At 74.4% G+C, this 23,000-nt stretch carries 21 protein-coding genes and 1 tRNA gene; 8 read left to right on the forward strand and 14 right to left on the reverse strand.

Features of this window, described 5'->3' with window-relative positions; all coding sequences use genetic code 11:
* Positions 1-4 precede the first annotated feature (4 nt).
* The 7 genes from ACIQFU_RS01130 to ACIQFU_RS01160 all read right to left on the reverse strand — a co-directional run bounded on the left by ACIQFU_RS01130 (position 5) and on the right by ACIQFU_RS01160 (position 9,151).
* On the reverse strand, positions 5-694 hold the full coding sequence (locus ACIQFU_RS01130; protein ID WP_402548043.1) for a hypothetical protein: 690 nt from the start codon (positions 692-694) through the stop codon (positions 5-7).
* Positions 691-1,101, reverse strand: coding sequence for an acyl-CoA thioesterase (locus ACIQFU_RS01135; protein ID WP_402548044.1), 411 nt, complete (start codon positions 1,099-1,101; stop codon positions 691-693). Before ACIQFU_RS01135 ends, ACIQFU_RS01130 begins: the two co-directional genes overlap by 4 nt.
* Before the next feature lie 2 nt (positions 1,102-1,103).
* Complete coding sequence (gene ettA / locus ACIQFU_RS01140; RefSeq protein WP_402548046.1) at positions 1,104-2,768, reverse strand: energy-dependent translational throttle protein EttA; 1,665 nt, start codon at positions 2,766-2,768, stop codon at positions 1,104-1,106.
* Positions 2,769-2,992: 224 nt separating this feature from the next.
* The gene (locus tag ACIQFU_RS01145; protein ID WP_402548047.1) at positions 2,993-4,399 is read right to left on the reverse strand and encodes a Cys-Gln thioester bond-forming surface protein; all 1,407 of its coding nucleotides are present in this window, start codon (positions 4,397-4,399) and stop codon (positions 2,993-2,995) included.
* 262 nt (positions 4,400-4,661) lie between these two features.
* Positions 4,662-5,150 carry a single-stranded DNA-binding protein gene (locus ACIQFU_RS01150; protein ID WP_402548049.1) on the reverse strand — a complete coding sequence of 163 codons (489 nt, stop codon included), beginning with the start codon at positions 5,148-5,150 and terminating at the stop codon, positions 4,662-4,664.
* Between the two features lie 257 nt (positions 5,151-5,407).
* Positions 5,408-7,540, reverse strand: a complete 2,133-nt coding sequence (locus tag ACIQFU_RS01155) for a YfjP family GTPase (protein WP_402548050.1) — start codon at positions 7,538-7,540, stop codon at positions 5,408-5,410.
* Between the two features lie 3 nt (positions 7,541-7,543).
* Positions 7,544-9,151 (reverse strand): dynamin family protein, encoded by a 1,608-nt coding sequence (locus ACIQFU_RS01160; protein WP_402548051.1) that lies wholly within the window; start codon positions 9,149-9,151, stop codon positions 7,544-7,546.
* Positions 9,152-9,480: 329 nt separating this feature from the next.
* Here ACIQFU_RS01160 and ACIQFU_RS01165 point away from each other — a divergent pair.
* Both ACIQFU_RS01165 and ACIQFU_RS01170 read left to right on the forward strand, forming a co-directional pair.
* A tRNA-Arg gene (locus tag ACIQFU_RS01165) sits at positions 9,481-9,556 on the forward strand.
* A gap of 29 nt (positions 9,557-9,585) precedes the next feature.
* Positions 9,586-10,557, forward strand: coding sequence for a D-2-hydroxyacid dehydrogenase family protein (locus tag ACIQFU_RS01170; protein WP_402548470.1), 972 nt, complete (start codon positions 9,586-9,588; stop codon positions 10,555-10,557).
* A 43-nt stretch (positions 10,558-10,600) separates the two neighbouring features.
* Here the strand turns inward: ACIQFU_RS01170 and ACIQFU_RS01175 are convergent, their stop codons facing one another.
* Entirely contained in the window at positions 10,601-11,242 is a 642-nt protein-coding gene (locus tag ACIQFU_RS01175; RefSeq protein ID WP_402548053.1) for a DUF2087 domain-containing protein, read from the reverse strand.
* A gap of 294 nt (positions 11,243-11,536) precedes the next feature.
* Here ACIQFU_RS01175 and chpF point away from each other — a divergent pair, with 294 nt between their 5' ends.
* Positions 11,537-11,806 carry a chaplin ChpF gene (gene chpF, locus ACIQFU_RS01180; RefSeq protein ID WP_402548054.1) on the forward strand — a complete coding sequence of 90 codons (270 nt, stop codon included), beginning with the start codon at positions 11,537-11,539 and terminating at the stop codon, positions 11,804-11,806.
* A 71-nt stretch (positions 11,807-11,877) separates the two neighbouring features.
* Here chpF and ACIQFU_RS01185 read toward each other — a convergent pair whose 3' ends face one another.
* The 6 genes from ACIQFU_RS01185 to chpG form a co-directional block, all read right to left on the reverse strand.
* Positions 11,878-12,744, reverse strand: a complete 867-nt coding sequence (locus tag ACIQFU_RS01185) for a tyrosinase family protein (RefSeq protein WP_402548056.1) — start codon at positions 12,742-12,744, stop codon at positions 11,878-11,880.
* Positions 12,728-13,279 (reverse strand): tyrosinase family oxidase copper chaperone, encoded by a 552-nt coding sequence (locus ACIQFU_RS01190; RefSeq protein ID WP_402548057.1) that lies wholly within the window; start codon positions 13,277-13,279, stop codon positions 12,728-12,730. The genes ACIQFU_RS01185 and ACIQFU_RS01190 overlap by 17 nt, the downstream gene beginning before the upstream one ends.
* Positions 13,280-13,400: 121 nt before the next feature.
* A complete protein-coding gene (locus ACIQFU_RS01195; protein WP_402548058.1) occupies positions 13,401-13,919 on the reverse strand; it encodes a hypothetical protein in 519 nt (172 codons plus the stop codon).
* Positions 13,920-13,996: 77 nt separating this feature from the next.
* Positions 13,997-14,302 (reverse strand): hypothetical protein, encoded by a 306-nt coding sequence (locus ACIQFU_RS01200; protein WP_402548059.1) that lies wholly within the window; start codon positions 14,300-14,302, stop codon positions 13,997-13,999.
* A gap of 190 nt (positions 14,303-14,492) precedes the next feature.
* Complete coding sequence (locus ACIQFU_RS01205; protein WP_402548060.1) at positions 14,493-15,269, reverse strand: hypothetical protein; 777 nt, start codon at positions 15,267-15,269, stop codon at positions 14,493-14,495.
* A gap of 274 nt (positions 15,270-15,543) precedes the next feature.
* A complete protein-coding gene (gene chpG, locus ACIQFU_RS01210) occupies positions 15,544-15,783 on the reverse strand; it encodes a chaplin ChpG (RefSeq protein WP_007449696.1) in 240 nt (79 codons plus the stop codon).
* A 277-nt stretch (positions 15,784-16,060) separates the two neighbouring features.
* On the opposite strand from chpG, the gene ACIQFU_RS01215 reads away from it, so the two are divergent.
* Genes ACIQFU_RS01215 through ACIQFU_RS01235 form a run of 5 tightly spaced genes read left to right on the forward strand, consistent with a single transcriptional unit; the run spans position 16,061 to position 22,997 of the window.
* Positions 16,061-17,464, forward strand: coding sequence for a glycosyltransferase family 4 protein (locus ACIQFU_RS01215; protein ID WP_402548061.1), 1,404 nt, complete (start codon positions 16,061-16,063; stop codon positions 17,462-17,464).
* Complete coding sequence (locus ACIQFU_RS01220; protein WP_402548062.1) at positions 17,461-18,903, forward strand: sugar transferase; 1,443 nt, start codon at positions 17,461-17,463, stop codon at positions 18,901-18,903. Before ACIQFU_RS01215 ends, ACIQFU_RS01220 begins: the two co-directional genes overlap by 4 nt.
* 5 nt (positions 18,904-18,908) lie before the next feature.
* Complete coding sequence (locus tag ACIQFU_RS01225; protein ID WP_402548064.1) at positions 18,909-20,225, forward strand: O-antigen ligase family protein; 1,317 nt, start codon at positions 18,909-18,911, stop codon at positions 20,223-20,225.
* Entirely contained in the window at positions 20,222-22,252 is a 2,031-nt protein-coding gene (locus ACIQFU_RS01230) for a lipid II flippase MurJ (protein WP_402548066.1), read from the forward strand. The genes ACIQFU_RS01225 and ACIQFU_RS01230 overlap by 4 nt, the downstream gene beginning before the upstream one ends.
* 55 nt (positions 22,253-22,307) lie before the next feature.
* Positions 22,308-22,997: a polysaccharide deacetylase family protein gene (locus ACIQFU_RS01235; protein WP_402548471.1), complete on the forward strand. Its 690-nt coding sequence runs from the start codon at positions 22,308-22,310 to the stop codon at positions 22,995-22,997.
* Positions 22,998-23,000: the final 3 nt, after the last annotated feature.

A 23,000-nucleotide genomic window follows, 5' to 3' on the forward strand; every position in this document is an offset into this window, starting at 1 on the left:
CTGGTCAGCGCACGCTGATGCCCAGTGCCCCGGTCCCCGCCCGCCGCAGCGCGACGGACCCGAAGGGCGTGCGCAGCCGCAGCCACGCACCGGAGGAGAACAGCGTCGGCACGGTCTCGCCGCAACCCGGTGCTCCGGACGACCGCAGGAACCCGAGCGACTGGGCCGCGTGCACGGCCCGCACCGGCAGCCCGGTCTCCCCGACCGTGCGGGACCAGATGTCCCTCCCGATGCGGTCGAGTTCGGCCCGCGTACGGTCCCCGGCCGCGAGTTCCTCCGTACGGGCCCGGAACTCCGCCACCGCGGCGGCGACCAGCGCACGCAGGGCGTCGGGGTCGGGCAGCCCCGGCTCGGGCCGCCAGCCCCCGCGCGGGGGCAGCACCCCGGCCCACGGCGGCCCGGTGACGGCGTCCGGAACGCCGGCGGTCACCGCCCGCTCGTCCACGGCCTCGAGCAGTTCACCGGCGGACACGGTCACGTCCAGGGTGACGTCGAGCCCGTTCTCGTACGGCTTGGCCAGCCGTACCGCGCGCACGGCCAGCACCTCGAAGGAGGGCGGCCGGCCGAAGACGGCGAGGGCCGTACCGGCCGCCTGGAGGCGCACCGCGGCCGAACGGTCGTAGTGGAGCAGCCGGGAGAGGAAGGCCGCGAGATCCGCGGCCTCCCCCTCGTCGGCCAGGTGGAGCACCGTCATGCGGCGACGGCCTCCTCCTTGTCGTCCGTGTACTCCTGGAGGAACTCCCGTTCCTCGGCGGTGATCCGCCGGGGCCGCTGCGCCGCGAAGTCGAACGGCACGATCACCGTCGAGGCGCGGACGTAGACCACGTCGCCGTCCTTGACCTCGTAGGTGAGGGTGAACGAAGCGGCCCTGATCTGCGTGACCCACAGCTCGATGTCGACCGGCCGGTGCCGGTGGACGAGCTGGCGCTTGTAGTCGATCTCATGGCGTGCCACCACGGACCCCTGCTTGAAGTCTTTCTCCGGGCGGAACAGGAAGTCGATGCGCGCCTCCTCCAGGTAGCGGAGGAAGACCACGTTGTTGACGTGGCCGTACGCGTCCATGTCCGCCCAGCGCAGTGGGCAGCGGTAGATGTGCCGCAAGATCAGCCCCGGGTCAGCTTCTTGTAGGTGGCGCGGTGCGGACGGGCGGCGTCGGCGCCCAGCCGCTCGACCTTGTTCTTCTCGTACGACTCGAAGTTGCCCTCGAACCAGAACCACTTGGACTCGCCCTCGTAGGCGAGGATGTGGGTGGCGACCCGGTCCAGGAACCACCGGTCGTGGGAGACGACCACGGCGCACCCGGGGAACTCCAGCAGCGCGTTCTCGAGGCTGCCCAGCGTCTCGACGTCGAGGTCGTTGGTGGGCTCGTCGAGGAGGAGCAGGTTGCCGCCCTGCTTGAGGGTGAGCGCGAGGTTCAGCCGGTTGCGCTCACCGCCGGAGAGGACGCCGGCGGCCTTCTGCTGGTCCGGGCCCTTGAACCCGAAGGCGGAGACGTAGGCGCGAGAGGGCATCTCGACCTGCCCGACGTTGATGTAGTCGAGCTCGTCGCTCACCACGGCCCACAGCGACTTCTTCGGGTCGATGTTCTCGCGGCTCTGGTCGACGTAGGAGATCTTGACGGTGTCGCCGACCTTGATGGTGCCGGAGTCCGGCTCCTCGAAGCCCTGGATCATCTTGAACAGAGTGGTCTTGCCCGCGCCGTTGGGCCCGATGACGCCGACGATGCCGTTGCGCGGGAGCGTGAAGGAGAGGTCGTCGATGAGGACCTTGTCGCCGAAGGCCTTGCTGAGGTTGTTGATCTCGACGACGACGTTGCCGAGCCGCGGGCCCGGCGGGATCTGGATCTCCTCGAAGTCCAGCTTCCGCATCTTGTCGGCCTCAGCGGCCATCTCCTCGTACCGCGCGAGGCGGGCCTTGGACTTGGCCTGGCGCCCCTTGGCGTTGGAGCGCACCCAGTCCAGCTCGTCCTTGAGGCGCTTCTGCCGCTTGGCGTCCTTCTGGCCCTCGACCTTGAGGCGGGTGGCCTTGGTCTCCAGGTACTTGGAGTAGTTGCCCTCGTAGCCGTGCAGGCGGCCGCGGTCGACCTCGCAGATCCAGCCGGCGACGTTGTCCAGGAAGTACCGGTCGTGGGTGACGGCCACGACGGTGCCCTCGTACTTGGCGAGGTGCTGCTCCAGCCAGTTCACCGACTCGGCATCGAGGTGGTTGGTGGGCTCGTCGAGGAGCAGCAGGTCGGGCGCCTCCAGCAGCAGCTTGCACAGCGCCACGCGCCGCTTCTCACCACCGGAGAGGTTCACGACGGGCCAGTCGCCGGGCGGGCAGCCCAGCGCGTCCATGGCCTGCTCCAGCTGGGCGTCGAGGTCCCAGGCGTTGGCGTGGTCGAGCTCCTCCTGGAGCTTGCCCATCTCCTCGAGCAGCGCGTCCGAGTAGTCGGTCGCCATCTGCTCGGCGATCTCGTTGAACCGGTCGAGCTTGCCCTTGACCTCGGCGACACCCTCCTGGACGTTCTCCAGGACGGTCTTCTCCTCGTTCAGCGGGGGCTCCTGGAGCAGGATGCCCACGGTGTAGCCCGGGGCCAGGAACGCGTCCCCGTTCGAGGGCTGCTCGAGCCCCGCCATGATCTTCAGAACGGTCGACTTGCCGGCACCGTTCGGACCGACCACACCGATCTTCGCGCCGGGGAGGAAGCTCAGGGTGACGTCGTCAAGGATCACCTTGTCGCCGTGCGCCTTGCGCGCCTTGCGCATGGTGTAAATGTACTCAGCCAAGAGAAACCGTCCGGCAGCTTGATCAGGCAGGTGGGCAGATACACCCCATCTTGCCGCACCGCCGCCCCTGCGCGGAAACGCGTTCCTGGCGGGGGCTCTGACCTGGGGTTTTGCACGCCGCGCTGCGGGTGTCCACGTGACCGGCGCCGGGGAGCGCCCCTCCACCGGGGGAACCCACTGCTGGCCGGTTCGGCAACGGGCGGAGTGCCGGCGGGGTCACGTCGTCACTGTTCGTTCCTCCGGCGGGCGAGGAGCAGGACCGCGCCGCCGATCACGACCAGGCCGATGGCCGCGCCGCCGATCAGGGGGGTCGCGTCGGAGCTGCCGGTTTCGGCGAGGTTGGGGTTGGCGGGCGGGGTGACGACCGTGGTGGGGGCCGGTTCGCTGAGGGGGTGGGTGGTGTCGGCGAGGGCGGCGCTCTGGGTGCGGCAGTCGAGGACGCCGGTGAAGCGCTGTTCGAAGCCGGCCGGGCCCCGGATGGTGAAGTCGTAGGGGCGGTCCTCCGGCAGCGGGACCGGCACCGTCCGGGTCTCGCCCGGCGCGATGGCGTACTCCGTGTCCAGGAGTTCGAAGGTGAAGGGCTCGTCGCCCTTGTTGAGCGCCGTGATGTCCAGGGTGCCCTCGGCGCAGTTCTTACGTGCCGACAGGGCGGGTATCGCGCCGCCGGCCGCCCAGGTGGCGGTCGCCGTCGCCGCGACCGTCGACTCGCTGGAGCCGGCCAGGATCTGGGTCTGGCTGCGGCTGTCGGAGGCGAAGGCACGGCCGACCGGCACGGTCGTCGAGGCCTGGACGGACAGCTGGGCGGTGCCGGCCTCCGCGTCCTCGGGCACGTCGAAGAAGAGCTGGGTGCCGTCGGTGACCTTGGTGACGGGCCGGCCCTTGGTGTCGACGATCCGTACCGCGTCCTCGTCGGCGGCCCCCACCGGGGGCGTCACCGTCGCACCGTCGGCGTTGGTGTGGACCGTCACCGGGCCGAGGCGCTCACCGGGGTGGCCGGAGACTGCGGGCGGGTCCAGGGCCAGGGATGCCGCGGGCTCGGCGACACCGCGGGCGTTCTTCTCCAGGTAGTCGGCGAGCCGCTCGGCCTGCGGGTCGACGGCCTCGACGTCCGTGTCGTCCGAGTAGCGCCAGATGGCGACCTGGGTACCGGCCGCCGCCTCGTCCTCGGTGAGCCCGCGGAGGCCCGCCTTCTTCGCGAGCGCGGCGAGGTCGTTGACCTGGGGGTAGCTGTTCTGCAGGATCCAGCGGACACGGCCCGCGTCCTTGTTGGTGCCGAGCGACGTGCCGCTCCAGGGAGTTTCCCGGTACTTGGCGTCCTTCTGCGTCGGGTTCTGGATGTCGACGCAGTACGTCTGCAGCATGCCGCCGCCCTCGACGGACATCTCGAACAGACCGGCCTGCACCTGCTGGTCGCCGTCCGCCCCGTGGATGACCGCGATGCCGTGGGTCTTGAGGCCGCCTATGGTGGCCGTCGCCCCGCCCTGGCCCCGCGCCGCCTCGTCCTGGGCGGCGGCGGCCGGAGCCGCACCGGTCGCCACACCGGCGACGGCGAGCACGGACACCAGCGCACCGGCGGCGAGACGTACCGCCCCTCGACCGGGCAGAGACGGCGCAGCGAGCGAAGAAAACACCAAATTCCCCTTCGAGCAGGACCCGTTGACGTGGGGGAACGGTCCCACCAGCAGAATCAGCAGCCACACAAGGCTCGTTCGGCATCCTAAGGACGTGACGGTCCGGCGCTGCCGGTGATCGTCGCCCGCGCGGTGATCCGAATCGGAATCGTTATCGCCGAGAGCCTCTTTGAGCAGGGCTTATCGACAAATCCACCCGCGCGCGCTCCGGACGCATGGGTCGATAAGCCGTGCATCGGGCGGTTCCGGGAGCGCCTCGGTCTCATGCCACCGCGACGGGCTCCGGTCGCTGTTCGCGGGCCGGTCCGGCCGGTTCGCCGGCAGCTTCACCGGGCGGCTCCGCCGCGGTCTCCCAGTTGGGTTCCGGCTGGGGCGGTGAGGTCGACGCCTCCGCCCTGCCGGTGCGCCGGAACGCCGCCGTGCCGCGGGCGAGGTCGTGGCCGATCGCCACCGCGTCGATGTCGGCCGAGGTCCGGCTCTGTCCCTCACGGACATCGGTGCGCACCTTCAGCCTGCCCTGCACGACGACGGGGTCGCCCACCGCCAGCGATGCCGAGGCGTTGTTGGCGAGTTGCCGGTTGGCCCACACCGTGAAGAAGTTGGTGTGGCCGTCCGTCCAGGCGCTCTTCTCGCGGTCCCAGTAGCGCGCGGTGACCGCGAGCCGGAAGCGCGCCGACGGTCCGTTCGCCAGGTCCCGGAAGACCGGCTGGGTGGCCACGTTGCCCACGGCGCAGATCATCGTCTCGTTCATCGCGAGTCCTCCCTCCCGTACGGGCACCTCCCGTACGGCGGCCGGGGCGACCGCGTCCCTCGCGATCGCCGCGAAGCCAGACTGCCCGCGATCGGGACCGGTCCGCCGGGGGCTGTGGACCGGCCCGGCGGCTGTGGAGAACTCCGCCACCCGTACGGGTGGCCGACAGGCCCAGAAGGCCGGCCGCAGCACCCGCCCCGCCTCGCCTCGACCGGCCGGCCGGTCCCCGGTGGTCCGCAGCCGCCTCCCTGCCTCGCCTACCTCGACGCGGCCCCCACCCCCGTGACCCGCGCGTACTGCTCCCGCACCTCGCGGTAGCGCAGCAGTTCCGCCGCCAGCGGGTCCAGCACCCTGGCCCGGCCGCATCCCGCGGCCGCCTCCCGCAACAGCCGTTCCGCCTCGTGGCCGTAGCGTCGGGCGGGTCCGCGGGCCGCCAGGCGGCAGCTCCACTCGATGAGGGGGCCGCCGACGATTCCGGCCAGCATCAGCAGCACCGGCACGCCCAAATTCGGCGGCACGAAGCCGATGATCTGGCCGAGCAGCCACAGGCCGCCCACCACCTGGAGCAGGGTCATGGTCGCCTGGGCGAGGACGGCCACCGGCCACCAGCCGGGCCGCGGCGGGCGCCCCGGCGGCAGGCCCGTGCGCACGGCCAGCTCGTCGAGAGCCTCGGGCAGCCCCTGGGCACCGCGGACGGCCGCCTCGCGCATCGCCTGCGCCCACGGCGCGGGCAGTCCGGCCGAGGCCCGGTCCGAGACGGTACGCACCGCGTGCTCGACGCGCTGGCGCGCCGTGGCCTCCTCGTCCGCCTGGGCGCGCGACGGCAGCCGTCCCGTGACGGGGTCGCGCCGGTCGTGGTACCAGCGCCACAGCCGCAGCCAGGGCGTCCCGCACGCACGGTTGGCGTTGCGCAGCCAGGCCCGTTCGGCCGCCTCGCCCGCCGCGGTGGCGCCCACCGCGTCAGCCAGCCGGTCCGCGAACTCGTCCCGCGCCTCCTCGCTGAGCCCGGTGCGCTGCCCCGTCACGTACACGGGACGCAACTGCCGTGCGGCGGCGTCCACGTCGGCCGCGATACGGCGGGCCGGTGCCTGCCGTTCGGCGACGAACTGGCCCAGTGTCTCGCGCAGTTCGCCGATGCCCTCCCCGGTGAGCCCGGACAGGGCGAGCACGGTCGCGCCGGGTTCGCCGTACTCGCCCAGCGCGATGCCGTCCTCGTCGAGCAGGCGCCGCAGGTCGTCGAGGACCTGCTCGGCGGCCTCACCGGGCAGCCGGTCGACCTGGTTGAGGACGACGAAGGTGACCTCGGCGTGGCCCGCCATCGGCCGCAGATAGCGCTCGTGGATCAGGGCGTCGGCGTACTTCTCCGGGTCGACGACCCAGATGACGGCGTCGACCAGCGCCAGGATGCGGTCCACCTGCTCGCGGTGCTGGACGGCCGCCGAGTCGTGGTCGGGCAGGTCGATCAGGACGAGACCGCGCAGCGGGGACTCGGAGTCCGGGTGCTGGAGCGGGCGGCGGCGCAGCCGGCCGGGGATGCCGAGCCGGTCGAGGAGGCTGGCCGCGCCGTCGCTCCAACTGCACGCGATGGGCGCGGAGGTGGTCGGCCTGCGGACGCCCGTCTCGGAGATCGTGACCCCGGCGAGGGTGTTGAACAGCTGTGACTTGCCGCTGCCGGTCGCGCCCGCGATGGCGACGACGGTGTGCTGTCCGGAGAGCCTGCGCCGCGCGGCGGCCTCGTCCAGGACCCGGCCGGCCTCGGCCAGCGTGCCGCTGTCGAGCCGGGTCCTGGAGAGCCCCACCAGTTCGCGCAGGGCGTCGAGGCGCGACCTGAGGTTCCCGTCGTAGGCCAGCGGCATCAGGGCCGCCGAGGAGGCCGGGGGCCTGCCGGGCAGGACGGCGTACGGCTCGGGCCCGCCGTTCTCGTCCACCCGCCGCGCGATCAGCCCGTCGCCCCAGGCGCCCTCTCCGTCCCCGGAGCCGGCCGAACCGGCGGACGGACCGGCGGAGGGGCCCGCGTCGCGCTCCCCATGGCTGCCGTCGCGGTCGCCGCGGCCGCCGGCCCCGTTTCCCCGGCCGGTGTCCCCGTCGCCGTGGCGGGACGACGCCTCCGCGTCCTTCACGCATACGTCCTTCACGCGCGCGCGGGGCGTGTCGTCACGGGCGGCCCCGACTCCGACGGCGCCCTTTCCGGCAGCGGTCTCCGCGCCGCGCCGGTCCCGCTCGCCCCGGCGGTCCCGCTCACCGCGTTCGTCCCGGGACCGGGAGTCCGCATCGCCCGCCCGGGCCGCGCGCTCCGCCTCCTTCGCCCTGTGCTCGCTGTGGTCCGTGTGCTCGGTGTGTCCCGTGTGCTCGGTGTGCTCGGTGGGGTCCTGGTCAGTGACGGCGGTCACCGGTCACCTCTCCTTCTGCAGTACGGACAGCGCGGCGATGAGCTCCGCCTGTGGCTCGGGGTGCACATCCAGGCCGTCGAGCGGAGCCAGCCTGCGCTCGCGTTCGGCGTTCATGACCCGGTCGACGTGTTCGTCGAGCAGCCGGCCGCCCCGGTCGCGCAACCGCAGCGCGCCGTGGGCGCCGATCCGTTCGGCGAGCCGTTCCCCGGCGACACGCGCGCGCCGGCCGCCCAGCAGCACGGTGGCGACCAGGCCGGCCACCACCCCGGGGTCCGGCGCGAGGTTCCGGTCCAGCTCGCGCACCTCCTCCTCGGCGTACTCCTCCAGTTCGCGCCGCCACCGCCGTACGGCCATCCCGATGCGGTGCTCGGCGCTCTCCGGCGCGGGGGCGCGGGCGGCGAGTTCGGGGGCCTCCGCCGCCGGTTCGCGGCGCCAGGCCTCGTCGACGCGTTCGTCGGCGGCCGTGACGGCGCACAGCAGCAGGGCGCTCAGGCTCTCCACCAGCGAGTCGAGGAGCTCTTCCGGCGAGCAGTCGAGGGGGAAGGCCCGCCAGCGCTTGAGCGCGTCCCCGGCGAGTACGGCACCCGCCCGCAACCGCCCCCGCACGCGCGTGTGCTCGCCGTCGTAGGCGCCGTCGACGGCGGCGGTGAGCCGCAGCGCGGCGGCGTACTGCGCGGCGGTGGCTCCGGCCAGCTCGGGCATCCGGGACTTCAGCGAGTCCAGGATGCCGTGTGCCGTACGGGCCATGGCGTGGTGCCGGGCGTCGAGTTCCTGGGCCCGGTGGACGAGCCAGGACCTGAGCGGCGCCACGGCGCTGGCCGGCAGCAGCCCGCCGCCCCAGGCCGACTCGGGCAGTTCGGGGACGGTGAAGCGGGGGACGTCGCCGAGACCGGCCTTGGTGAGCAGTGCCCCGTACTGCCGCGAGACCTCGGAAACCACCTGGTGGGGCACCCGGTCGAGCACGGTGACCAGGGTGGCGTCGTACTCCTTGGCGGTGCGCAGCAGGTGCCAGGGCACCGCGTCGGCGTACCGGGCGGCCGTGGTGACCATCACCCAGATGTCGGCGGCGCAGATCAGTTCGGCCGCCAGGACGCGGTTGTCGGCGACGAGGGAGTCGATGTCGGGCGCGTCCAGGAGGGCGATGCCCGGTGGCAGCGTGTCGGCGGTCTCGACCCGCAGCACCCGCGCGGGGTTCTCGCCGGGCAGCAGCAGGTCGTCGTCCGGGTCCCGGTGGGGCACCCACACGCGCGTGAGGTCGGGCAGCACCCGCATGCCGCTGAACCAGTGGTGGTCCTCCGGGTGGCACACCAGGACCGGCGTGCGGGTCGTGGGCCGCAGCACACCCGCCTCGCTGATCCGACGCCCCACCAGGGAGTTCACCAGGGTCGACTTGCCCGCGCCGGTGGAGCCGCCCACGACGGCCAGCAACGGCGCCTCGGGCTCTTTGAGGCGGGGCACCAAGTAGTCGTCGAGCTGTGCGAGCAGTTCGTCGCGGTTGGCACGCGCGCGTGGCGCCCCTGCCAGGGGCAGCGGGAAGCGTGCGGCCGCGACACGGTCGCGCAGGGCGGAGAGTGCGTCGAGCAGCTGAGGCCGTACGTCCAAGGTCACCACATGGGAAGAATGCCCAATTTTGAGGGAATTCTGAAGCATATGAGCATGATGAGCATGTCTGCGCGCCGACCGGACACTCCGGACGGAAGGGACTACCGGGACACGAGGACAGTCCAGGCATAACGAGTGGACAACACCCGGTGCGCGAGACGCCAAAAGCGATGCACGATTCGTAACTGCCTGCGATTATCAGGACCGCTTCACCGAACCTCCACATCGAGCCACGGAGGGGAAGCATCAGGGACATGGAGCCGGGAGCCCTATCCTTGTCCCCGGCGACGTCAAGGACCGGCCACACCCGGACACCACGACCGAGGCCACCACACCAGGCCCCCGTAGCTCAGTGGATAGAGCAGGCGCCTTCTAAGCGCTTGGCCGCAGGTTCGAGTCCTGCCGGGGGCGCCATGCTCGTTTGGCGGGAGGGACCGGACGACGTGCGTCTGCGCTGCGCCGTGCTGGACGACTTCCAGCAGGTGGCGACCGAGATCGCCGACTGGTCCCCGGTCGCTGACCACGTGGACGTCGTGTCCTGCGCCACCCACTTCCCGGACGAGGACGCACTCGCCGCGGCGCTCACCGACGTCGACATCGTGGTCACCCTGCGCGAACGCGTCTCCTTCCCCGGCTCGCTGATCGCACGGCTGCCCCGGCTGAAACTCATCGTCGCCTCCGGCATGCGCAACAGCGTGATCGACTACGCCGCCGCCGACGCGCACGGTGTCACCGTCTGCGGTACGGCCTCCTCCTCCACCCCGCCCGTGGAGCTGACCTGGGCCCTGCTGCTCGGCCTGGCCCGCGGCATCGTCGAGGAGGGCAACGGGCTGCGCGAGGGCGGCCCCTGGCAGCGGACGGTGGGCGCCGACCTGCACGGCCGCCGGCTCGGACTGCTGGGCCTCGGCAAGATCGGCGGCCGGGTGGCACAGGTCGGCCTGGCCTTCGGCATGCGGGTGAGCGCCTGGAGCCAGAATCTCACCCGGGAGCGCACCGACGAGGTCGGCGTCGAACTGGCCCCCGCCAAGGAAGAGCTCCTGAGGACCGCCGACTTCGTCTCCGTCCACCTCGCGCTCGGCGAGCGCACCCGCGGCCTGCTCGGCCCGGCCGAACTGGCCCTGCTCAAGCCGACCGCCTACCTGGTCAACACCTCGCGCGCGGCGATCGTCGACCAGGAGGCGCTGCTCGCCGCGCTGTACGAGGGCCGTATCGCCGGCGCGGGCGTGGACGTCTTCGACACCGAGCCGCTGCCCGCCGGCCACCCGATGCGCACCGCCCCGCGCCTGCTCGCGACACCCCACCTGGGCTATGTGTCACGCGCCAACTACGCCACCTACTACGGCCAGGCCGTCGAGGCGATCAGCGCCTACCTCGCGGGCTCACCCGTACGGCGCCTGCCCGTGCCCCCTGCCTGAATCCCGGCCCTCCGACCCGGCCGCGAACCGGGCCCAGGGGTGTTCAGGCGGTGCCCGCCCGGGCCGGGTCCGCCGGGCGGGAGTAGATCCCGTCGCTCCGGCGCAGGTGACCGAGGTCCACCAGGTAGCGCCGGAGCGTCACATGGTCGACCTCGCCGTCCTCGCACCACGCGCGCAGCTTCTCGTCGACGGTGCGTTCCGGATACTCCACGCCGGGTGCGAAGGTCCGCTCGGCGATGTGCCGCAGCACCACCTTCTTGCGCGTCCAGCGTGCGGGCAGCCGGACCAGCCGGCCGTCCCTGACGAAGGTCCGCACGACGATGCCGGCCGGGTCGTCCTCTCCCACGGCACGGTCACCGGCCGCCTCCGTCGCCGGGCGGCCCGCGCGGGCCAGCTCCCGGAAGCGGTCGTGGGCGACGACGAGTTCACCGTCCCCGCCGGACGTCACCACACCCTGGTCCCGCAGCCGGCGCAGCGCACCGGCCGTCTCCTTCGCGGAGAGGCCGGCCGCCCTGGCCACCCCCGCGGCATCACCCGCGCCCAGCGCCACGGCCGCGAAGGCCCGCACCCGGCTCTCCTCGGCGAAAAGGCCGGGCAGCGCGGCCAGTGCGGACGACTGGGACGGCTCGGACGGCTCGGACGGCCGGGAAGCCCTGACGGACGCGTCGGATCGGTCATTCGGCATGCCGGGAGGCTAGTGGACACACCGGCACGCACGGGAACGGTTTTCCGCCGCCGACCGCCTTCCGCCTCCCGCCCGCCACCCGCCGTCAGCCGCCGTCAGCCGCCCACCACTCGCCGCCCACCACTCGCCGTCCACTACCCGCCACCGCTGCCCACCTTCCCTCCCCACCGGCCCGCATGTTCAAAAAGGGTGATCCGCGCATTCCCCCCGTGACCGGCCGCGACCGGGTGCGTTGAACCGGCAGTGCGGCGGCGCGTCCTGCCGCCGCGCTCCCCGAGTCAGAAGGAGAACGTGATGTCTCGCATCGCGAAGGCCGCCGGTGTCGCCCTCGGCGCCGGTGCCGTGGTGCTCAGCGGCACCGGCATGGCCATGGCGGACGCGGGCGCGGAGGGCGCGGCCGTCGGCTCGCCCGGTGTCCTGTCCGGCAACGTCGTCCAGGTCCCGGTGCACGTGCCGGTCAACGTCTGCGGCAACACCATCGACGTCATCGGCCTGCTGAACCCGGCCTTCGGCAACGCCTGCGACAACGGTGACGACGACAAGAGCGGCGGCTACGGCAGCTGAGCCGCCAGACCCCCCGAGGAGCCCCGGCCTTCCGGCCGGGGCTCCTGCCGTGCCCGGGGCGGCGGATCCGCTCAGGCGTACCGGTAGATCCGCCCGACGTCCTCCAGCTCGTCCGGCGTCACGTCCCACGGCGGCAGCTTCTCGTGCCGTGCCACGATCCGCCCGCGCTGCGCGCTGCCCCGGCCGGGCGGCTCGGCGGGCAGGTAGCGGGCGCCGCGGTGGCGGGCCTGCCAGCGGGACCACTGGAGGTCGATGAAGGCGTGGTGCAGCCAGAACACCGGGTCGTTGACGGACGCGCCGCCGACCATGGCCCCGCCGACCCAGCGGTGCACCCGGTTGTGGTTGCGCCAGGACACGCTGCCCCGGCCGGTCCCCCACCCCTCCAGCTTGTTGCGGAACCCCTTGCCGACCGTCGAGTCGTAGGGCGAGGTGTCGTACTCCGGGTCGTCCAGCGCCCACTCCAGGTCGCTCTTCAAGGGCAGGTCGAGGGGGTTGCCGGCACGTCCGAGGTCCCGGGTGAGGTACTCGGTGTCGGTGACGTTCTCCCTGATGGTCCAGTTGCCCTCGGCGTGGGCGAAGGGGCCGGTGGTGACCCGGTGGTCGGACCGGCGCCCGGTGCCGCCCAGCAGATCGGCGGTCCAGGGCGTCGACTTGGTGCCCCGGTCCTTCGTCCAGTCCCAGTACGGCACGGTGACCGACGAGTCGACCCGGCGCAGCGCCTCCTCCAGGTCCAGCAGGAACCGGCGGTGCCAGGGCAGGAAGGACGGCGCCATGTGCGCCGTACGCAGTCCGTCCTCGCCGTCGGAGACGTAGTACTCGATGTGGGTGCGCACGAACTCGTCGTACTCCCCGCGTCGTTTGATCTCCAGCAGCGCGTTGACGAACCGTCGCTTCTCGCTCCGGGTCAGCGTGCTGACGTCCTTACGCGTGTACGCCATGCCGCCCCCCGGAGTGCTGGTCGTGGCCGGTGGAGGGGGTGTCGCGCAGGTGCTCGCCGGGGCCGAGTTCGTCGACGGCGCCGCGGGCCGCGGCGAGCGGGGTGGGGTACGACCGGTAGTGGTCGACCATGCTCAGCCAGCTCCCGTCGGCCCGGCGCATCAGGTGCAGCGGGCGGCCGTCCACGGTGACGTGCCAGGTGCCTGCGCCCACGGCCCGTCCCGCGGCGGAGCGGATGCCCCGGATGCGCCGGCCGCGGTAGGTCTCGTCGAAGGCGGCGCTGTCGGCGGGCGAGGGGGCGGACTCGGCGGCGTGCGGCTCGGGGTGCGCGGTTCCCGCCGCGCCCTCGCCACCGGCGGCCTCCGTGACCCGGGAGGGCCGGGAGGCGGCGATCAGGGGCGCCAGGCCGACCGCGAGGGCCGGCGCGAAGAGCCCCCGCATCACCTGCCGCCTGGTGCCGCCTCTCGCCGCTGCCTCCGCCGCGTACTCCGTACTGCGCTCCGCGCCGCTCGATGCGGCGCCCGCGTTGACGACCATGGCTCTCTCCTCGTCCGGTTGCGTTGGTCCGCACCGCTAACCGCACGGCGGGCCCCGCGGTCACCGCGGGCAGGGCCAGTCGGAGCAGGGTCGTGGCGCGGGGCGAGGGGGAGCAGGGGCCCTACAGTCCCGGCCCGACGCCCAGGTCGGCCACCGGGACGGTCTGGAGCGCGGGGGCGAGCAGGCCGGCCTCGGGGAGCTTGGGCGCCGGCAGGCCCAGGGCCCCGGGGTTCGGCGCGGTGAGCGGCGCGTCCAGGGACAGACCCGGTGCCAGGGTCCGCAGCTCGGCGGCGGGCGCGTCGACACCGGCGTGGTCGAAGTCGTCGCCGAGGACGTGCGGCACCGGCTGGCGCAGGTCGAGGCCGGGCAGCCCGCCGCGCACCGGCAGCTGCGGCAGCGTGCGCTCCGGCAGCAGCCGGCCCTCCACGTACCGCGGGCCCTCCGGTGCGCCCGCCGTCGGCACGGGCAGCTCGCCGGCCACCTCGGGCAGTTCCATGCCGAGGGCCGTCTCCGCGCCCTCCAGCGGCACCGGCACGGGAATCGCGCGGGCCGAGGCGGCGGCGGGGGTCGCGGTGACGCCCACGGCAGCGGCCACACCGGTGACGACGGCGGCCAGGGTTCGTCTGGTGGTCGGCTTCATGACAGGCACGGTCCCTTTCGAGAAGGCGGGGGTACGGCTTCGGGAAGGCGGGAGGGGTACGGCGGGCAGCGGGTGGCTCAGCCGCCCAGCGGGAGGCCGCCCAGCAGACCGCTCGCGGAGTTCAGTTCGGTGGTCGCACCCTTCACGGTGTGCAGCACGGAGTCCTTGTTCTCGGTGTCCAGGGCGTTGGACCGCGCGTCCGACTGGTGCTTGACCGGCATGATGTCGATGGGCTCCGCGGTCAGCGCGTTCACGGCACCGTTGAGGCTGGTGGGCGTGAGAGCGGCGGCGTCGGCGGCGTCGTAGGCGAACGCGGGCACGGCGGAGCCGGCGGCGACCAGGGAACCGGCGACGACGGCGGCGGCCTTGATGAGGGACTTCATCGTGTTCCTTTCCTCGGCGACCCGGGTCACCGGTGGATTGCTGACGCCCTCCCTAACGACCTGCGCCGGACCCGGAAACTCCGCCGTCCGGAAGACATATGAGATCTCCGGACACGAGCCCGGACACGGGAAAGGGCCGTCGCGCCTCCGGGGAGGGAGGGTGCGACGGCCCGGGACGCCCGGGACGGCGTCAGGAGGGGTCGGCCGGCATCGGGTTCGCGGGCACGGCGGCTTCCGGCACGGCGGCTTCCGGCACGGCGGCTTCCGGGGTGGTCGCCTCCGGGGTGGTCGCCTCCGGCGCGGTGGGGACGCCGGGCAGGCCGACCAGGTCCGCGGCGGGCAGCCCGTTGCCCACCAGCGTGGCGGCGACGACGTTGACGATGCCGGTCATCACGTCCTTGACGGCCGGGCTCACCTGTTCGGCGGTACCGGAGGTGGTGGCCTTCACCAGGGCGTCGACCTGCTTCTGCAGCTCGGTCTGCGCTGCCGCGGACAGGTCGGAGGCCGCCGCGGTGCCGTCGTCGCTCTGCGCCGTGACGGGCGCCGGCAGCGTGACCGGGGTGTCGGACCCGGCCTCCGGCGCGGTGGCGGGCGGCTGGGCCGGGGTGCTCGTGCCGGGGGTGGTCGCCGCGTCGTCGGCGTCCGTGTCCGCGGCGTCCGCCTTGGCGAGGGCGTCCTTGACGGCGGCGGAGAGCTTGTCCGCGTCCGTGGCGGAGAGCTGGCCGTTGTCGGCCTTGAGGACGGCGGTGAGCATGTCGGTGACCGGCGTGAGCATCCCGCCCAGACCGGCCAGGCCGGCGACCTGGCTCTGCAGTTCCTCCGCGTCCGGGAGAGGGGCGCGGGACGCCGCGTGGGTGCGTTCCCGGACCGAGTCGCCGTCGGCCGCCATCACCGCCGGGCCGGAGAGGCCGATCAGCAGGCCGGCGCAGAGAGCGGAGGTGGCGATTCGCCGTGCGGGCAGACGCATGGGGGTTCCTTTCGGTGGTGCGTCGGATGTTGTGCCCACCGTGGAAGTGCCCCTGGCGCTCTGCAACCGAGCGGTGACCCGGCCGGGCCGCCCGCCCTTCCTCCGCTCGGCGTCTTACCTGCTGAGACGCCCTGTCAAGGTCCGCGCGCCGTGTCACCGCGCGGTCCCCCCATTCGGGGCAGCACACCGCCGTCCGCGCGGCAACGCGAACCGGCCGCCCGCTCGCGGAGGAACCGCGGTGCGGACGGCCGGTGCGGAGAGTTGCCGACCGACGTCAGTCGTTCTCGCACTCGTTGCCGAACGCCGGGTTCAGCAGGCCGATGACGTCGATGGTGTTACCGCAGACGTTGACCGGGATGTGGACCGGGACCTGCACCACGTTGCCGGACAGGACGCCCGGGGAGTGGGCGGCGGCGGCCTGCGCGCCGCTGTCGGCGGCGGCGACACCGGCGGTGCCCGCCACCGCGGCGGCGGCGACGGAGGTCAGGGCCAGGCCCTTCGCGATACGCGACATGGAGAAGTGCTCCTTGGGGTTGTACACACACCCGGGCGGCTGCCCGGCGCAGTGTCAACGCGTGGCGTGCGCCCGAGTTGTGCCGCCAAAGGGGTGATCTCGCGAAAGACCGGCATTCACAAATCCAACACACTTACCCGGTTTCGCCGTATTAGTACGGATAGCAGCTAGAGTCCCACACCATTCGACGCACCCGTATGCCGCGTCGCGGCCGGCGCCCCGCGGCCGGGCGCGTTCCCGCCCGTCCCGAGCATTCTCCGTGAGCGAGGAAACGCGCATGCACCTGCCACCGACCGGTTTACGGCCAAGGGTTCTGCACCTCACCCAACCGGTGGACGGCGGAGTCGCCCGGGTGGTCACCGACCTGACGCGCGCTCAGCTCGCCGCCGGACTGCGCGTCGCCGTCGCCTGTCCCGACGGGGGTCTCGCCGACCGGCTGCGGGCGCTGGGCGCCGACGTGCGGAACTGGCCCGCGACGCGCTCGCCCGGCCCGGCCGTGGTGGCCGAGGTACGGCGGCTCGCCCGCGTGATCGAGGACGTACGGCCCGACCTGGTGCACGCGCACAGCGCGAAGGCCGGTCTGGCGGGGCGGCTCGCCGTGCGGGGCCGGATCCCGACCGTGTTCCAGCCGCACGCCTGGTCGTTCGAGGCGGTCGGCGGTGTCGCCGGGCTCCTCGCGCTCGGCTGGGAGCGGTGGGCCGCGCGGTGGGCGGCGCGGACGGTGTGCGTGAGCGAGGCGGAACGGCTGCGGGGTGTGCGGGCCGGGCTGCGCGGGCCGTGGACGGTGGTCCCGAACGGCATCGACCTCACCCGATTCGACGCCGACGTGCCCCAAGACGCCCCCGAGGACCCCGAGGACCCGGCCTGCCCGGCCGACCCGGCCCGCCTGCGGCTGCGGCACGGCATCGGTGCGCACGACCCGTTGGTGGTCTGCGTGGGGCGGCTGTGCCGGCAGAAGGGACAGGACCTCCTGCTGAGCGCGTGGGAAACGGTCCTCGCCCGGGTGCCCGGCGCCCGGCTGGTCCTCGTCGGCGAAGGCCCGGACCGCGCCCGGCTGGCCGAGGGGGCCCCGGAGTCCGTGCTCTTCGCGGGCACCGTCGCCGACGCCGCCCGCTGGTACCGGGCCGCCGACCTGGTCGTCCTGCCCTCGCGCTGGGAGGGCATGGCGCTGGCCCCGCTTGAGGCGATGGCCTGCGGCCGGCCCGTGGTGGTGACCGACGTGGACGGCGCCCGCGAGGGCCTGCCGCCCGCTCTCCTCCCGCACTGCCTGGTACCGCCCGGGGACCCGGCGACGCTGGCCGACGCCGTCTCCGCGCTGCTGCTCGACGCGTCGCTGCGCGCGTCGCTCGGCCGCCGGGGGCGCGCGCACGTCCGGTCCGCGCACGACGTACGGCGCACGGCCGCGGCGGTCACGTCCCTGTACGACGGCCTTCTGGACGGCGCAGGGCCCAGCGCCGCCCTACGGCCCACTGCCGGTGTACGACCCGCCGCCGGCGTACGCCACCCGGCCGCGGCGCACACCGGCGGCGCAGGCGCAGGCACCGGCGCAGGCACCGGCACCGGCACCGGTCCGAGCGCCGGCCCGTCCGTCGCACCGCGTCCCCTCCCCGGCGACTGGCCCGCGGCCTCGGCCCGGTCGGCCGTCGTGCCCATCGAGTGCAGGGAGTCCACCCACCCGTGACCGCGGACAGCACCGTCCCCTCCCCCGCCGGCCAGTCGCGCGACCTCGGCTCCTCTCCCGTCGCGGTGCTGCCGCAGCGCGACGGCACCGGGAGCCCCCGGCTGCCCGCCGGGCGTCCCGCGCCGCGGCCTGGCTCCCCGTTGCCCCTGCTCGTCGCGGACGGCACGGCGGCCCTGCCGGGCTCGCTGGTCCTCACCGGTGTCCCGCACCGGCCGCTGCTCGCGGCCCTGCTGGTGGCCGCCTCGCTGCTGCTGCGTCCCCGGCCGCGCCCTGCCCGGCGGACCTCGGGCGTGCTGGACGACCTGCCCGCCCTGTGCGGCCGGATCGCGGTGGTGTGGCTGGTGGTGGCGGCGCTCGTCGCGACGTACGCCCCGCCGCACGCGCTGTCCGCGCGCACCCTGGCCGCCGGGTTCCTGCTGCACGCGGTGGCGGGCTGCGCCGGCCGGGCCGTCGTGCACCGCGGACACCGCAGGGCGCTGCTGAGCCGCCCCCGCGCCGCCCTCGTCGTCGGGCCCGCGGCGACCGCGCAGCGCGTGGCCTCGGCGCTGCTGCGCCACCCGCGCTGCGGGATGCGCCCCGTCGGGATCGTCACCGACGACCCGGGCGGCACCGCGGGCCTGCCCGTGCTGTCCACGGGCGAGGAGGTACGGCGGGCCGTGGTGCAGAACGGCGTACGGGACGTCCTGGCCGTGGACCCGTCCGTACGGCCCCGGCAGGCGGCCTTGCTGCGGGCGCTGGCCGAGTCGGGCTGCGCGGTGTGGGAGCTGGACGCGGAGGCCCCCGCCCAGGCTCCTTCGTACGCGGCCGGGGACCGGATCGCCGCCTTCCCCTGCCGGCGTCTGGAACCGGCGCACCGGCGGCCGGGCGGCGCGGGCAAGCGGGCGCTGGACGTGGCGGTGTCCGGAGTGCTGTTGCTGCTGCTGAGCCCCCTGCTGCTGGGCTGTGCGGCGGCGCTGAGGGTGCTGAGCGGCCCGGGTGTGCTGTTCCGGCAGGAGCGCGTCGGGCAGGACGGCAGGCCGTTCACGCTGCTGAAGTTCCGCACGCACCGCCCGGCCGACGAGCACGAGGCGGCGACCCGGTGGAGCGTGGCGGACGAGCACCGGATGCCGTGGTTCTGCCGCTTCCTGCGCCGCACCTCGCTGGACGAGCTGCTCCAGCTGTGGAACGTCTTCCGGGGCGACATGAGCCTGGTCGGCCCCCGTCCCGAACGCCCGTACTTCGTGGCCCGGTTCAGCCAGACCTACCCGGGTTACGCCGCCCGCCACCGGATGCCGGCCGGGATCACGGGCCTCGCCCAGATCAACGGGCTGCGCGGGGACACCTCCATCGAGGACCGGGCGCGCTTCGACAACGCGTACATCGACGACTGGTCGCTGTGGCGGGACGTGTGCATCCTGCTGCGCACGGCCGTCGCGCTCGTGCGTCCCACGGGGAGCTGACCCAGGTGGCCCACGCCCTGCCCCTCCGGCCCGCGGCACGCGTACGGCGGCTGCGGCCCGTGCTGGCCGTGGTCGCCGTCGTGGCGCTGCTCGCGCTGCCCGTGGGCCCGGACGACGGGGGCGGCGCGCACCCGGCCGACGCGGTCTCGGCGCTGGCGGTGCTGTACTGCGCGCTGCGGCTGGTGCGGGACCGGCGGCGCCCGCTGTCCCGTACGGCGGCCGTGGTCCTCGGCCTGCCCGTGCTCGGCCTGGCCGTCGCGGCGGCCGGCGCCCTGTCGCCGGGGGCCGGGCTCACCGGGCTCGGGCGGTACCTCCAGGTCTTCGTCCTCGTCCCCGCCGCCGTACTGCTGCTCGTGCGCGACCGGGCCGACGTGCGGCTGCTCGCCTGGTCGATGGTGGGGCTGGCCGGGTGGCAGGGAGCGGTCGGCGTGCACCAGTACGTCACCGGGACCGGCGCCTCCTACCAGGGGGAGCCGATCCGGGCCGTGGGCACCTTCGGGGCGCAGGACGTGATGGGCATGGCGACCGTGGTGTCGCTGGGGCTGGTCTGCGCGGCCGGACTGGCGCTGGGCGGGACGCCGGTACGGCACCGGCTGCTCGCCGCCGGGTGCGCGCTCGCCCTGCTGTTTCCGCTGGCCCTGTCGTTCAGCCGCGGGGCGTGGATCGCGACGGCGGTGACGTGCGCGGTGCAGTTGCTCCTCGCCGGGGTGCGCCGGGCGCTGGCGGTGGGGGCGGCCGCGGTCGCGGCGGCGGTGGTGCTGGTGGGCGGCTTCGGGATCGGTACGGCGATGCTCCAGGAGCGGGTCGGCAGCATCACGCAGGTCACGGACGCGCCGGACCAGTCGGTGACCGACCGCTACACGATGTGGGCGGCGGCGGCCGGCATGTGGCGGGAGCGGCCGCTGACCGGCGTCGGACTGAAGGGCTTCCCCGAACACCGGGACGCGCACGCCTCGTTGGCGCTGTCGTCGGGCAGCGAGACGGACGGCGCGGGTGCCGGGTACCGCAGGCAGCCGCTGCTGTCGCCGCACAACATGTATCTGCTGGTCCTGGCCGAGCAGGGGCTGATCGGGCTGCTCTGCCTCGCCGGGAGCTGGCTGGCGCTGCTCGTGCTGGGCCTGCGCCGGCTGCGTGCGGTGCGGCGGGAGCGAGGGGCGGTGCCGGACTGCGCGTTCGTCGCCTGCGGCCTGCTGGTGTGGCAGCTCACCGACTTCGCGTACGCCGACATCGGCGGGCCGTCGACCGTGCTGACGGCGCTGTGCTTCGGGCTGGCGGCCTGGTGGGCGCTGGGGTCCGCCGCGCGGGAGGTGCCGGGGCGGTGACGACGACCTCGCCGCGCACGACGGGCGGACCGGGCACGCCCCACGGCGCGGGCACGGACGCCGCCCCCGACGCGGGCGGAACCACCGCCCCGCCGGCTTGGGACACCGCACGGCACTCCGACACCACACCGTCCCCGCCCCTCTCCCTCACCCCCGCCTCCCCGCCACACACCGGAGCCACGCCCTCCCCGCCGCACACCGACACCGCGACCGCGACCGCCGCACGGCACTCCGACACCACGCCCTCCCCGCCACGCACCGGAGCAGCGCCCTCCCCGCCGCACCCAGGCCCCCCGGCGAAGACGCCGTCCACGGGTCTGCCGGCCGGGCCGCCGCAGGCCGGCCTCCGGGGCGAGACACCCCGCACGCAGACCGCGCCCCCCGCCGAGGGGCGGTCCTCGGGGCGTTTCCTGGCTCGGGCCGCGTTGGTCACCGCCGTGCTCTCGGTGGCCGGGTCGGTTCTCGGGCTGGCCCGGGACCAGGCGCTGGCCCGGCTGTTCGGGGCCGGCGGCGAGACGGACGCCTTCCTGGTGGCATGGACGGTGCCGGAGTTCGCGGCGACGCTGCTCATCGAGGACGGGCTGGCCTTCGCGCTGGTCCCGATGTTCAGCCTGGCCCTGGCCCGCCGCGCGCGGGGCGTCCCCGGCGACCCGGTGCGCGCGCTGGTCGCCTCGACCCTGCCCCGGCTGGCCCTCGCGTTCACGGCGGCCGGTGCGCTGGTCGCCGTCGCCGCGCCGGTGCTGGTGCGGGCCCTGGCACCGGGGCTGTCCGACCACGCCCTCGCCGTGGACTGCACCCGGCTCACCGCCACCTGCGTCCTCAGCTTCGGGCTCGCCGGGTACTGCAGCGCCGCGCTGCGGGCGCACCGGCGGTTCCTCGCGCCGGCGGCGATCTACGTCGCTTACAACACCGGCATCATCACGGTGATGTTCGTGCTGGGCGGGCGCTGGGGGGTGCGCTCGGCGGCGGCCGGCGTCGCGGTGGGCGGGGCCCTGATGGTGGCGGCGCAACTGCCTTCGCTGCTGCGGCGGCTTCGGCACCGGGAGGGCGGCGGGCGCAACCCGGTGGCGGACGAGCCCGCCCGTCCGCTCGCCCCCGCCCTGTTCACGACCGTCCTGCTGTTCGCGCTGTGCCGGCAGTCCCAGGTCCTCATCGAACGCTTCCTGGCCTCCGGGCTCCCCTCCGGGGCCATCTCGCACCTGAACTACGCGCAGAAGGTGGCCCAGATCCCCATGACGCTGTCGCTGATGCTGTGCACGGTCACCTTCCCGGTGGTGGCCCGCGCACTGGCCGACGGCGACACCGAACGGGCCCGCGACCGGGTCGAACGGGACGTGGCGCTGGCGGCCCGCCTGGTGCTGCTCGGCGCGGCCACCGTGGTCGCCTGCGCACCGCAGATCGTCCACCTGCTCTTCCAGCGCGGCGCGTTCGGTGCGGCCGACACGGCGGCGACCGCCGGGGTCATGCGCGTGTACGCGCTCGGGCTGCTCGGCCAGACCGTGGTGGGCGCGCTGGCCCGCTCCTACTTCTCGGCGGGCCGCGCCTCCTGGTACCCGTTCGGCGCGATGGCCGTCGGGGTCGTCTCCACCGCCGCCGTCGGTGTCTCGGCGGTCGGCCGGTGGGGCGTGGGCGGCATCGCCGCCGCCAACGCCGCCGGCATCACCGTCACCGCCGCCCTGCTGCTCGCCGGGACGGGCCCGCGCAGCGTGCCGGTGCGCGTGCGGCGGGTCCTGAGCGACCTGGGCCGGGCGGTGCCGGCGGCGGCCGTGGCGACCGGTGCGGGTGTGCTGGCCGCCGACCGGGTCACCGGCCCCGGTGCCGCCGTCTCGCTGGCCGTCGGCGCCGCGACCGTCGGCGCGGTCTTCGCCGTCCTCTGCCTGGCCCCGGGCGTCCAGGGCCTCGGCACCGTTCTGCGGACGGTCCGCCCCGTCCGTTTCCTCCGCCCCGTCACACAAAGGCACCCGCATGGCCGTTCCCGCTTCCGGTTCCCCCTCCGCGGCACCCGCCTCGGCGACGACGACCGCTGACACCCGCCCGCGCTCCGGCGCCGGCACCGGCCCCGCCCCCGTCCCCTGGGTCGCGATGTACCACTCCGTCGGCGACTGCTCGGACGACCCGTACCGCATCACCGTCACGCCCGACCGGCTGGACGCGCAGCTGGGCTGGCTGCGGCGGCGCGGGCTGCGCGGCGTGCCGGTCGCCGAGCTGCTGGCCGAGCGCGCCCGGGGCGGCGGCCGGGACCTGGTCGGGCTGACCTTCGACGACGGGTACGCCGACTTCGTCGAGCACGCGCTGCCGTGCCTGCGCCGCTGGGGCTGCGGGGCGACCCTGTTCGTGCTGCCGGGCCGGCTCGGCGGCGACAACGCGTGGGACCCGCTGGGCCCGCGCAAGCCGCTGCTGACCGCCGACGGCATCCGCCGCGCCGCCGCCGAGGGCGTCGAGATCGGCTCGCACGGTCTCACCCACGTCGACCTCACCGCGGCGGACGAGGCCACGCTGACCGCCGAGACCGCTGAAAGCAGGGCCCGGATCACGGAGTTGACCGGCACTCCCGTCACCGGCTTCTGCTACCCGTACGGCACGGTCGACGCCCGCGCCGCCGACGCCGTGCGCGCCGCCGGGTACGGCTACGCCTGCGCCATCGACCCCGGCCCGCTGACCGGCCCCCACGCCCTGCCCCGCGTGCACGTGGGCCAGCGGGACACCCCCGTACGGCTGCTCCTGAAGACCCGGCTGCACCGCCTGCGCCGCCGGGCCGCTGCGGGGGTGTGAGGT

Origin of the sequence: Streptomyces sp. NPDC093065 (assembly GCF_044754585.1) — a bacterium.
GTDB lineage: Bacteria > Actinomycetota > Actinomycetes > Streptomycetales > Streptomycetaceae > Streptomyces.